Annotated in this window: 10 protein-coding genes, 1 rRNA gene and 1 pseudogene; 4 read left to right on the top strand and 8 right to left on the bottom strand. The window is 36.3% G+C overall.

All coding sequences use genetic code 11. The features are described from left to right. From LRP83_RS14055 to dnaA, 8 genes and pseudogenes are all read right to left on the bottom strand, one after another. A 16S ribosomal RNA gene (locus tag LRP83_RS14055) occupies positions 1-69 on the bottom strand; the annotation flags it as partial. Positions 70-368: 299 nt separating this feature from the next. Then, positions 369-2,894 carry a DNA gyrase subunit A gene (gene gyrA / locus LRP83_RS14050; RefSeq protein ID WP_230497326.1) on the bottom strand — a complete coding sequence of 842 codons (2,526 nt, stop codon included), beginning with the start codon at positions 2,892-2,894 and terminating at the stop codon, positions 369-371. Between the two features lie 330 nt (positions 2,895-3,224). After that, complete coding sequence (gene gyrB, locus LRP83_RS14045; protein WP_435531358.1) at positions 3,225-5,153, bottom strand: DNA topoisomerase (ATP-hydrolyzing) subunit B; 1,929 nt, start codon at positions 5,151-5,153, stop codon at positions 3,225-3,227. A gap of 70 nt (positions 5,154-5,223) precedes the next feature. Next, positions 5,224-5,469, bottom strand: coding sequence for an extracellular matrix regulator RemB (gene remB / locus LRP83_RS14040; protein ID WP_230497325.1), 246 nt, complete (start codon positions 5,467-5,469; stop codon positions 5,224-5,226). Between the two features lie 12 nt (positions 5,470-5,481). Then, positions 5,482-6,584: pseudogene (recF, locus tag LRP83_RS14035) on the bottom strand (DNA replication/repair protein RecF). 14 nt (positions 6,585-6,598) lie between these two features. Beyond that, positions 6,599-6,814 carry a S4 domain-containing protein YaaA gene (gene yaaA, locus LRP83_RS14030; protein ID WP_230497324.1) on the bottom strand — a complete coding sequence of 72 codons (216 nt, stop codon included), beginning with the start codon at positions 6,812-6,814 and terminating at the stop codon, positions 6,599-6,601. Positions 6,815-6,984: 170 nt separating this feature from the next. After that, positions 6,985-8,121 (bottom strand): DNA polymerase III subunit beta, encoded by a 1,137-nt coding sequence (gene dnaN, locus LRP83_RS14025; protein WP_230497323.1) that lies wholly within the window; start codon positions 8,119-8,121, stop codon positions 6,985-6,987. Positions 8,122-8,354: 233 nt separating this feature from the next. After that, entirely contained in the window at positions 8,355-9,701 is a 1,347-nt protein-coding gene (gene dnaA, locus LRP83_RS14020) for a chromosomal replication initiator protein DnaA (RefSeq protein WP_230497322.1), read from the bottom strand. Between the two features lie 858 nt (positions 9,702-10,559). Here dnaA and rpmH point away from each other — a divergent pair. From rpmH to jag, 4 genes are all read left to right on the top strand, one after another. After that, positions 10,560-10,694 carry a 50S ribosomal protein L34 gene (gene rpmH, locus LRP83_RS14015; RefSeq protein WP_007084526.1) on the top strand — a complete coding sequence of 45 codons (135 nt, stop codon included), beginning with the start codon at positions 10,560-10,562 and terminating at the stop codon, positions 10,692-10,694. Between the two features lie 202 nt (positions 10,695-10,896). Continuing rightward, positions 10,897-11,286, top strand: a complete 390-nt coding sequence (gene rnpA / locus LRP83_RS14010) for a ribonuclease P protein component (protein ID WP_230497321.1) — start codon at positions 10,897-10,899, stop codon at positions 11,284-11,286. Between the two features lie 124 nt (positions 11,287-11,410). Beyond that, positions 11,411-12,190: a YidC family membrane integrase SpoIIIJ gene (gene spoIIIJ / locus LRP83_RS14005; RefSeq protein ID WP_230497320.1), complete on the top strand. Its 780-nt coding sequence runs from the start codon at positions 11,411-11,413 to the stop codon at positions 12,188-12,190. Continuing rightward, positions 12,187-12,807 (top strand): RNA-binding cell elongation regulator Jag/EloR, encoded by a 621-nt coding sequence (jag, locus tag LRP83_RS14000; protein ID WP_230497319.1) that lies wholly within the window; start codon positions 12,187-12,189, stop codon positions 12,805-12,807. Before spoIIIJ ends, jag begins: the two co-directional genes overlap by 4 nt. Positions 12,808-12,866 lie beyond the last annotated feature (59 nt).

Genomic DNA, 12,866 nt, shown 5'->3' with positions numbered 1-12,866 from the left:
TCGCTCGACTTGCATGTATTAGGCACGCCGCCAGCGTTCGTCCTGAGCCAGGATCAAACTCTCCAATAAAGTGTTTGATTAGCTCATAAAGTTTACTCTGGCTTAGTTCCAACTTCCTTTAAAAGAAAGTTTTCACTTCATTTATTATTGTTTGGTTGTTTAGTTTTCAAAGAGCAAATTTGTTTATTCGCCCGTAAGCGACTTTATTAATATAGCATTTCTAGTTTTAATCGTCAACACTTTTTTAATATTTGGTACATGTTTTTATCGCATGTCCATGTCGACCTCATCTATTATATCAGTATAATTTTTATTAGACAAGAAAAAAATAAAAAAAGGACCACAAAATATTGTGGCCCCCTAGTTTATTATTCTGTCTCAGTATCTGAGTCAGTAACTACATCTATTTCTGAATCGCTAGATTCTTCTAATTCAGTTACGACTTCATCTTCTTTTTCATCTTCTTTTTCAACTTTTGCAACTGTAGCGACAAATTCATCTTCAGTTTCATCTAGACGGATTAGTCTTACCCCTTGTGTGTTACGCCCCATGCTAGAAATCTCATCAACTGCTAGACGGATAAGAACGCCACCAGTTGTAATTAGCATTAAGTCTTCTTCACCTGTAACTACTCTCATGGAAACTAAATCTCCATTTTTCTCCGTTACATTACATGTTTTAATTCCTTTACCACCACGGCTTTGAACACGATATTCCATTGCTGCAGTTCTTTTACCATAACCGTTTTTAGTAACGATTAGAATTTCAGTATCTTCTTCTAGAACTTCCATTCCTACTACTTCATCATTATGTCTAAGTGTTATTCCTTTAACACCCGTTGCCGTCCTACCCATAGAACGGACATCAGTTTCTGGGAAACGAATGAGCATTCCATCTTTAGTACCAATAATAATTTCCTTCGTACCATCAGTAAGCTTAACAGAAATTAATTCATCTTCTTCTCTTAAATTTAAGGCAATTAAACCGTTATTTCGGATATGAGCAAACGATGATAATGGTGAACGTTTGGAAATACCTTCTTTAGTTGTAAAGAATAAATACCAATCATCAACAAACTCTTCTATAGGAATAATGGCTGTTACCATTTCTCCTTTTTCTACTTCTAATAAGTTTATGATAGGGATTCCCTTAGCTGTCCGACTGAATTCTGGAATTTCATAGCCTTTTTTACGATAAACCTTCCCTTTGTTTGTGAAATAAAGGATGGTGTTATGAGTTGAAGTTGTGATTAGATGTTCAACAAAATCATCTTCATTAGTACCCATACCTTGAATTCCACGTCCACCTCGTCTTTGTGAGCGATAAGTAGAAACTGGAAGGCGTTTTATATAGCCATTATGACTTAATGTAATAACGATGTTTTCTTGAGGTATTAAATCCTCATCTTCGATAAACTCTAAGCCACCAGAAACAAGTTCAGTTCGACGCTTATCGTTAAAGCGTTCTTTAACTTCAATTAACTCTTCACGGATAATTTCAAGTACCTTCTCTTCATCTGCTAAAATTGCTTTCAATTCACTGATAAGTTTAACCAAGCTTTGATATTCTTCTTCAATCTTCTCTCGCTCTAGTCCTGTTAATCGTTGTAAACGCATGTCTAGGATAGCTTGAGCTTGTTTCTCAGATAATTGGAAGGTTGTCATTAAGCCTTCACGCGCAATATCAGTTGTTGCTGATGCACGAATTAAGCTAATTACTTGATCTAAATGGTCTAAAGCTATTCGTAAGCCATCTAAAATATGTGCACGCGCTTCTGCTTTCCGTAATTCAAACTCTGTTCTTCTACGTATAACGACGACTTGATGGTCTAAGTAATGAACAAGACATTGCTTTAGATTTAATACTTTTGGTTGTCCACCAACTAGGGCTAATGTGTTAATTCCGAAACTAGTTTGAAGAGATGTTTGTTTATATAAATTATTTAATAGAACATTTGCGTTAGCATCTTTTCTAACTTCGATATAGATACGCATACCATTACGGTCTGATTCATCACGAAGATCGGTAATACCATCAATTTTCTTATCACGAACTAATTCGGCAATTTTTTCTACTAATTTTGCTTTATTGACTTGGTATGGAAGCTCATTAACAATAATAGCTTCCTTTCCATTAGATTTTTGCTCAATTTCGACCTTTGCTCGTAAAGTAATGGATCCTCTACCTGTTTCATAAGCCTTTCGAATACCGCTTCTACCAAGAATGAGTCCTCCAGTTGGGAAATCTGGACCCGGGATAATTTCCATTAACTCTGGAATCGTTATTTCAGGGTCACGACTGACAGCAAGTACACCATCAATGACTTCACCTAGCTGGTGTGGAGGAATATTAGTAGCCATTCCAACAGCAATACCTGTTGTTCCGTTGACTAAAAGATTCGGGAATCTAGCTGGTAAAACAACAGGCTCTCTTTCTTCGCCATCATAGTTATCTTGATAATCAATTGTGTCTTTATTGATATCTCGCAATAATTCCATTGAGATTTTAGACATCCTAGATTCTGTATAACGCATCGCAGCTGCTGAGTCACCGTCTACAGATCCAAAGTTTCCATGTCCATCTACTAGCATATAACGGTAGTTAAAGTCCTGCGCCATACGAACCATAGTTTCATACACAGCTGAATCGCCATGTGGGTGATATTTACCAATAACATCACCGACAATACGAGCTGACTTTTTATATGGTTTGTCCGAATGCATACCAAGATCATGCATCGCATACAAAATACGTCTATGAACTGGCTTTAAACCATCTCGAACATCAGGCAATGCACGTGAAACGATAACACTCATTGCGTAGTCAAGGAAGGAAGCCTTCATCTCTTGACTTATATTAATCTCATTAATTTGGGAATTTGGTGTTTCAGCCATATTTGGCACCTCCAATTTTAGGTGACGATTAGCCTAAATTTTAAACTTAAGGCTGTATTCAAAATAATAAATTTTGTAAAAGAAGCCTTTTGTAAAGAAAAAGGAGGATAGTGGTTGCCCTCTACCCCTTTTTTAAATAAATTTAGATAATATAACAATTTCGACCTCGAAAGTTGTCCAGCGCAAGCGGCCCAGCGTCTAGTGGACTTCACTCCCCTTCCCTACGATAAGTCAACATCGAATCGCAACAAACGCGATTCGTGTTTCCTTTATCTCAGTCAGAGGAGCTCCAGTCCATACGCCGCTAAACGGGCGCTTCCGCTTTTCTTACTAAATATCGAGATTCTTCACATACTGAGCATTCGCCTCGATAAAGTTACGTCGTGGTTCAACTTTGTCACCCATGAGCATTTCAAAGGTTTCATCTGCTTCAATTGCATCTTCGAGACTAACCTGAAGCATCGTTCTAGTGTCAGGATTCATCGTTGTATCCCATAACTGTTCAGGATTCATCTCTCCTAATCCTTTATAACGTTGGATATTAGGTTTAGGTGCACTTGGAAGCTCTGCAAAGATTCGCTCAAGCTCTTTTTCGTTATAAGCATATTCAATTCGTTTACCTTGTTGAACTTTATATAATGGCGGTTGAGCAATGTATACGTATCCCGCTTCTAATATTTGTCTCATAAAACGATAGAAGAACGTTAAGAGAAGCGTTCTAATATGGGCACCATCGACATCCGCATCTGTCATAATAACTACTTTATGGTAACGTGCTCTAGCAATGTCAAAATCTTCACCAATTCCGGTTCCGATTGCAGTAATCATTGCGCGAACTTCGTTGTTAGAAAGGATTTTATCAAGACGTGCTTTCTCAACATTAAGAATTTTCCCTCTCAACGGGAGAATAGCTTGGAAATGACGGTCACGTCCCTGTTTAGCTGATCCACCTGCAGAGTCACCCTCAACTATATATATTTCACTAATTGAAGGGTCCTTTGAGGAACAATCCGCTAATTTACCAGGTAAGCTAGAAACTTCTAATGCACTTTTTCTGCGAGTTAATTCTCTTGCTTTTTTAGCTGCTAAACGTGCTCGAGCAGCCATTAAGCCCTTATCCACTATTTTTCTAGCAACAGAAGGATTTTCGAGTAAAAACTTTTCAAATGTATCTGCAAAAACGGCATCTGTAATCGTTCTTACTTCTGAGTTACCTAATTTCGTTTTTGTTTGACCTTCAAATTGTGGGTCAGGATGCTTAATTGAGACGATTGCAGTAATCCCTTCTCGTACATCTTCACCAGAAAGGTTTGCATCAGCCTCTTTAAAAATCCCATGCTTTCTTGCATAGTCATTAATTACCCTGGTTAAGGCTGTTTTAAATCCAAATTCATGGGTCCCACCTTCATAAGTGTGGATATTATTTGCAAAGGAGTAAAGATTACTAGTATAGCCATCATTATACTGTATAGCTACCTCTACAGAGATTCCCTCTCTTTGTCCCTCCATATAAATCGGTTCATCGTGAATTACTTCTTTTGTCCGATTTAAATGTTCTACATAAGATTTAATTCCGCCCTCGTAATAATACTCGTTCTTTTTATTTTCTTCCCGCTTATCCTCAATTGTGATCTTTAGTCCACGATTTAAGAATGCTAGTTCGCGCAAACGTGTTGAAAGCGTCTCGAAATCATACTCTAATGTTTCAGTGAATATTTCACCATCTGGCTTAAAATGTGTAGTAGTTCCTGTATGATCCGTTTCCCCAACAATTGCGATGTCAGCTGCTGGAATACCACGTTCAAATTTTTGATAGTGAATCTTGCCATCACGGTGGACATGAACTTCTAAGATAGATGAAAGAGCATTAACTACAGAGGCACCTACACCATGTAAACCTCCGGAAACCTTATAACCTCCACCACCAAATTTTCCACCAGCGTGAAGAACAGTCATGATTACTTCAAGTGCCGGACGACCTGTTTTTTCATGGATACCTACAGGAATTCCACGACCATTATCGACTACCGTAATACTGTTATCAGGTTCAATCAAAACGTTAATCTCATCACAATAGCCTGCTAAAGCTTCGTCGATACTATTATCAACAATTTCCCACACTAAGTGGTGAAGACCTTTAGCGCTTGTTGAACCAATATACATACCTGGGCGTTTTCTAACAGCTTCAAGACCTTCTAATACCTGTATTTGACTAGCATCATAGGATTCCTCTTGGATTACCTTTGGTTCAGTTGTCAAAGTCAGTCACCTACACTTTCTATTACTTCAATTTTGCATCTATTATTTTTTTAAAAAACCTTGAGGCATTTTAAAAATCCATTACTATAAGCTGTTGCGTTCTTTTCTTTAATGTTGTTGAAGATAAAGGTGAAAGGTATACTTTCTCTTTTGTAACAACAATGGATTTAAAGGGATTTTTCGAGAGATTTTCTGTATGTTTTTCATTATGTTGGAGAAATTCCTGAATATACTGGGAAGAATGAACGTCTTTATCAAGTATGGCTATAATCTCTTTTGTTCTAACTAAAATCTCTTCTCCAATATGGATATACATTGTTTCACCTCGCTAAACTCTGCCTATAGATCCTGCATCAACAGTAAATGTTGCTGCCTCTTTTAGTGTTTGATGATCAATTCCTTCAACACTTGTTGTCGTTACAAAGGTTTGTACCTTTCCTTGTATCGTATTTAACAAATGGGATTGTCGATAATCATCTAATTCGGAAAGAACATCGTCTAATAATAAAATGGGATATTCTTTAATCTCTGAATGGATTAATTCTATTTCGGCTAACTTAATAGATAAAGCCGTGGTTCGTTGTTGTCCCTGGGAACCAAAGGTTTGAACATCCCGATCATTTACATAGAAAAGCAAGTCGTCACGATGTGGACCGAATAGGGTAACACCACGATCAACTTCTCTTTTTCTCACCTCAGCAAATTTACTTTCAAATCTTTCTACCATTTTCGACAATTCCTGATCTTCTGATACATCTACTGAAGGTTTATACTCAATTTTCAACGTTTCAAGGCCTCTAGAGATCCCTGAATGAATTGGTTTTGCCCATTTTTCAAGTAAATGAATAAATTCAAAGCGTTTAAGGACAATTTTGGCAGCTACCTGAATAAATTGGTCTGTCAAAATTTCAAGCATTGCCTCATCGCTTTTCTTTTGAATTTGCATCATTTTTAAATAATGATTGCGTTGTTGTAGTATTTTTTGCATTTGACTCATATCATGTAAATAAATAGGGGACACTTGTCCAATTTCCATATCAATAAAACGGCGCCGAACTTGTGGACTCCCTTTTACTAGATGAAGGTCTTCTGGTGCAAACATAACGACATTCATGTTTCCTACATATTGGCTTAATCTTTGTTGTTCAATATGATTACATTTAGCCTTTTTCCCTTTTTTAGAAATGACAAGTTGCATCGGTAATGGTCCATAGTTTTTTTGCAGTCTACCTTCTATTTTAGCATACTCTTGATCCCAACGAATTAAATCTTTGTCATTTGTTGTTCTATGAGATTTGGCCATTGCCAATACATAAATAGACTCCATCACATTTGTTTTCCCTTGGGCATTTTCACCGAGAATGACATTTACCTTATTTTCAAATTTTCATAGTTACGGTAATCTTGAAGAACTAAATGCTCAATATACATTACATTGCCATCCTTTAGTTAGTAATGACATATTCTCCAAATCCAGGAATTTTAATTTCATCTCCATTCCGGAGCTTTCTTCCTCTACGTTGGTCCTGCTCACCATTTATGAACACGTCATATTCTTGTAAAAAGAACTTTGCCATACCACCAGATTGAATAACCTCTGCTAATTTTAAAAACTGACCTAAAGCAATATATTCAGTATCAATCTTTACCTTCTGTGTCACGGTTGGCTTCACTCATTTCATCAGTATTGTTTCTAATTATACTCAATACTTTATTTTACTAAATAAATGGTTAATACACAAAGAAAAGCTAAAAGAATTTAAAGCCAATCTCATTTTCATTAAAAGTAAAAGGGGCTAACCATATTTGGATAGCCCCTATTTGTTGCTTATTAATATGTTCTAACAGGAAGAATAAGCTGTAAAATCGACTCGTCATGAAGTGGTTTCATGTAAAACGGTCTCATTGCTCCAGTAAAGCTAATTTGAACATCTGTTCCTTCAAGGGCCTTTAGTGCATCCATCATATACTTTGCACTAAACGAGATTTTCAAATCCTCACCCTCGATGGATTGACTTTGAACTTCATCTACTACTTTACCGATTTCAGGAGTATTGGAGGAAATTTCTACAATTCCATTTTCTAATGTTGAAAATTTAACAACATTATTTCGTCCGTCTCTTGCAAGTAGGGAAGCGCGGTCGATTGCTTGTAAAAATTCCTTTGTATTCAAAATGATATTCGTTTTACTATCTGTTGGAATTAAACGGCTAGTATCAGGATAATTCCCTTCTAGTAATCTTGAATAGAATAATAAATGTTTAGCTTTAAATAGAACTTGGTTTGCAGTTATTACGATTTCGACAAATTCTTCATGATCATCAAGAATTTTACTTAATTCATTTAAACTTTTTCCTGGAATAACAACATTGTAATGATCCGTATTTTCTGTTTCTACCTTCGCTTTGCGGAATGCTAAACGATGACTATCTGTTGCAATACAGGTTAATTCACCTTGTTCTACCTTCCAGTTTACACCTGTCAAGATAGGGCGTGTTTCTGAGGTGGACACTGCAAATACAGTTTGACGCACCATCGCTTTTAAAAGGTCGGTTGGGACTCTAAAAATATTTTCTTCCGAAAGTTGTGGAAGTAATGGATATTCTTCTGCATCTAAACCGTTTAAGTGAAATTCAGATTTGCCAGAACGAATAACCGTTTGTAAATGGTTTTCCACTTCAATTTCCACAATGTCTTTAGGTAACTTTTTAACGATTTCGCTGAAGAATTTAGCTTGCAGGACAATGGATCCTGGTTGTTTAATCTCTACGATTTCATCTCCAGCTTCTTCATTTGGAATAAAAGATTCAATGGAAATATCAGAGTCACTCCCTGTTAAGGTAACTCCTTCATTTGTTGCAACCATCTTAATGCCAGTTAGAATCGGAATTGTTGTTCTAGTTGAGACAGCTTTCATCACATCTTGAACACTTTGGACAAGGCGATCGCGTTGGATTATAAATCTCATTTTTTTAATCCTCCGTATGGAATATTTTTAGGGTCTATTACATATATTATATGTTTTAAAAAATAGTAGAAGTACTAGTAGGGCCTGTTAGTATGTGGATAACCCTAGTAAACGAAAGGAAACACAGTCTATCCACATGTGGACAGACTGTGTGCAAGTAGTAACCAGTTATACACAATTTAGCACAGATATTTTCGCAAAAAAGAATGCCTTTTGTGAAAATAGGGCCTTAACTATACTTTTAACATTTCTTTTATTTCTTTGACTTGTTTTTGAAGCTGAGAATCAGTTTGCAAAAGCTTTGAAATTTTTTCGTGAGCATGTATGACTGTAGTATGATCCCTTCCTCCAAATTCTTCCCCAATTTTCGGTAAAGAATAGTCGGTTAGTTCTCTTGAGAGATACATAGCAATTTGTCTTGGAAAAGCGACTGACTTTGTCCGTTTTTTAGCCTTAAAATCTTCAAGTTTAATACTATAGTTTTGGCCAACAATTTTTTGGATATCTAGGATTGTAACGATCTTAGGTTTGGAACTAGGGATAATATCCCTTAATGCTTCCGATGCTAGATCGGCATTGATATCTTTATTTATTAAAGAAGAATAAGCAACTACTCGAATTAAGGCTCCTTCTAATTCTCGAATATTTGTATCGATTTGGTTAGCAATGTACAGCATTACTTCATTCGGAATATCTAAGCCTTCTGCTTTGGCCTTTTTCCTTAGAATGGCTATTCTTGTTTCCAAATCAGGTGGGGTAATATCCGTAATTAAGCCCCATTCAAAGCGAGAACGCAGTCTGTCCTCTAGGGTTGGGATTTCTCTTGGTGGACGATCACTTGAGATAATAATTTGTTTACTTTCCTCATGAAGGGTATTAAAGGTATGGAAAAATTCCTCTTGTGTTGATTCTTTTCCAGCTAAAAACTGAATATCATCAATAAGTAAAACATCCACATTACGATATTTATTTCGAAATTCAATGGCTTTATTATCCCGGATGGAATTAATGAATTCATTGGTAAATTTCTCTGAAGATAAATAAACAACCTTGGCTGCAGGGTTATGATCTAATACATAATGTCCTATTGCATGCATTAAATGGGTTTTACCTAGTCCTACGCCTCCATAAATGAATAATGGATTGTAAGCTTTAGCTGGTGCTTCGGCAACTGCTAAAGAAGCTGCGTGTGCAAAGCGATTGCCGGAACCAATAACAAACGTATCAAATGTGTATTTCGTATTTAATACATTTTGTTGAAGTTCAACATGCTCTTCCACCCTTTTTGGTTTCTTTTGAGGTGTTGGAAAGTCAGCTTCTTCCTCGTTTTGATTTTGAGGAATGATAAATTTCACTTCGAGCTCTTCTCCAGTAATTTCGGCTAATATGGAGGATATTAAATTGGAATACCTCTCTTCAAGCCAATCGCGTGCAAATTCATTTGGAGCAGTTATCACGAGTAAATCGCCTTGAAGGGAATGAGCCTTTGTAGATTTTAGCCATGTATCAAAACTTGGTTTGCTGATTTTTTTTTCAATATTTCCTAATGCAGCATCCCAAAGATCAGCAATATTTTTCAAACAGTATCCCTCCCTTTTTAACGCATTTTTGTCTTGTTCAGTCGTAACAGCTAGTCCTAAATATTTTAATTTTTTTTCATCAAAATACCCCAAGGGAAATTATTTAATGCCTTTTCCTTGAGCAAGCTGACTATATTTTTTCTTATTTTCATCAGTTGTACAACATGCACAATGCTGTTTTTATAAATATTCATCTCAATGAATGTGGAAAAATATATAATAGGGAAGTAAATAGGTATTTCGACAATATCCACCACATGTGGACAACGTTTTACAAAGGCTCGTAATAACCTGTCCACATGTTATCCACAATCTGTGGATAACGAGATTTATAGAATTATTTATCCAGAGTGAAAACAAAATAATAATATCAAATAAAACGAAGCTCTGCAATGGTTTTTCATACTTTATCCACAAGTTCCGTTCATAAGGATAAAAATTGTCCACAACATCCTTACTTGTGAAAAACCTGTCGATAGGGGTTGTGGATAATAAAAATATTGTCGAAAAACTATCCACAGCCTAGAAAAGCGGAGGCGGCTTGCCCAGACCCGACAAGCATAAGACGCTCCCAACATGGAGGCCGAACTTAGCCTTCATGTTGGGAGTGGCTTATGACCTCGAGGGTCTAGCCGCCGGAGCTAGACAAACCGAAAAGCGGAGGCGGCTTGCCTAGTTTTTTGAAGTTCTCAAAAGATAATATGCCTTAACATAACTTTGGCAATTCTTAAAAGAACAAATCGGGAATTGTTGGAATCTGTAAATAAAACCGTAGCTGATGGTTGACAATTTTCCCATCTCGTCTATATAATATTAAAGACTGTCTGAACAGTTATTCCTCGAAGGGGGTGTCATATAATGAAAAGAACATATCAACCAAATAAGCGTAAACATAGTAAAGTTCACGGTTTCCGTAGTCGTATGAGCAGTGCAAACGGACGTAAAGTTCTAGCACGTCGTCGTCTAAAGGGAAGAAAAGTATTATCTGCCTAGGCCACTGAAATGTCTCAGTGGTCTTTTTTTCTAGCATTAGTGGATTTTGTTCCAAGAAATAAATACAATTGTTCTAATCATTTAGTTTTTGGATAAAAATAAAGATGCGTCTTTGACCTGGACAAGCAATAAACTAGTGGCATGGGGGATTGCTTCCCTCGTGTCATTGTAGATTTAATAAGCTAAATTTGCGGGTGAGTAAATGAAAAAAACATTTCGGATAAAAAAAAATGCAGAGTTTCAAGAGGTATTCAAAAAGGGAAAATCTGTGGCAAACCGTCAATTTGTCGTATATTCCTTTAAAAGGACTGAACTTGAAAATTTTAAATTTGGCCTTTCTGTTAGCAAGAAGGTTGGAAATTCAGTTACAAGGAATCAAATCAAAAGATATTTACGCCAAACTCTATTAGAGCTTTCAGATCAAATACATAAAGATGTAGAATTTATTATTATTGCGCGAAAACCTGCTGCGACGATGAATTTTGCTGAAATAAAGAGCAGTATGATTCACGTTCTACGATTAGCAATGATTTTAGAAAAAAATCCAAGAAATTTGGAGAAAAATCGTGAAAGCGATTTAAAACAAAGCTAGATTTCTCTTTTTATTCCATGTACTAACTGTTAAAATACTCTTGTGTCCATTATGAAATTAAAAGTAATAAAGGTTAGCTATTCTTTATTTACGATATACCCGAGAAAAAAGGAGGAAAAAAGATTTGAGGAAGAGAATATTTTTAATAATCGGTCTCATCTCGTTAGTTTTATTTCTGTCAGGCTGTACGGAAGTAAACAAGCCTATTACAGAAGAAAGTACTGGTTTTTGGAATGAGTACATTGTGTACCCATTATCATTGTTTATCATAAAAATGGCTGAGATTGCTTGGGGAAGCTTTGGAATATCCATAATTGTGGTTACCTTAATTATTCGTTTAGCTATTTTACCATTAATGATTAAACAGACTAGAAGCTCTAAAGCTATGCAGGCATTACAACCAGAAATGGCAGCTCTAAAAGAAAAGTACAGCTCAAAAGACCAAAAAACACAACAAAAACTTCAACAGGAAACAATGGCTTTATTTCAAAAGCATGGAGTTAATCCTTTAGCTGGATGTTTTCCGTTGGTAATCCAAATGCCAATTCTAATTGGTTTTTACCATGCTATTTCAAGAACTAGGGAAATTGCAGAACATAACTTCTTATGGTTTGACCTTGGGGCTCCAGATCCATATTACATTCTTCCACTTGTTGCAGGTGCAACTACCTTTATTCAACAGAAGATGATGATGGCTGGAACAGCAAATCAAAACCCACAAATGGCTATGATGCTTTGGATGATGCCGATTATGATTATCGTGTTTGCAATCAATTTCCCGGCTGCATTATCCTTATATTGGGTAGTTGGTAACTGTTTTATGATTGCACAAACTTACTTTATTAAAGGGCCGGATTTAAGAGCAGCTAAGGCCACCGGCGATGCGGGAGGAGCAAAAAAGTGAAACAAATAACTGCTACAGGACAAAATGTCAACGAGGCAGTGGAATCAGCTTTAGCTCAGCTTAAAACAACAAAAGACCGCACAGAAATTTTGATCATCGATGAAGGTAAAAAAGGTATTTTTGGTATTTTTGGTTCACGTCCAGCTATTGTCCAAGTGACAGTTAAGGCTGATCCAATTGAAGAGGCAAAGATTTTTCTTGTTAATGTAAGTGAACAAATGGGTGTTTCTGTTAAAGTTGACATCACGAAGGAAGGCAAAAATGTACTTTTTAACCTTTCCGGTGAAAAAATCGCTTTATTAATTGGTAAAAGAGGGCAAACATTGAATTCGCTGCAATATCTTACCCAATTAGTTATTAATCGTTATCATGAGCAATATCTAAATGTAACGGTTGACGCTGAAGATTATCGGAAGCGCAGAAATGATACCTTGATTCAACTTGCAGGTCGCTTAGCAATAAAAGCGGTTAAGACAGGTCAAAATGTAGCTTTGGAACCTATGCCTTCATATGAGCGTAAAGTAATCCATACTGCATTAGTAGATAATAAAAAGGTAAAAACCTTCTCAGATGGGTCTGAACCGCATAGACATATTGTTATTACTCCAGTTAAATAAGAATTGCTGAAAGCTTCCGAGTATCTCGGGAGCTTTTTTTATTTGGAAATTTCATGTAA

The organism is Pseudoneobacillus rhizosphaerae (assembly GCF_917563885.1).
GTDB classification, from domain to species: Bacteria; Bacillota; Bacilli; order Bacillales; family Cytobacillaceae; genus Pseudoneobacillus; species Pseudoneobacillus rhizosphaerae.
This window is presented reverse-complemented; position numbering and strand designations above follow the sequence as displayed.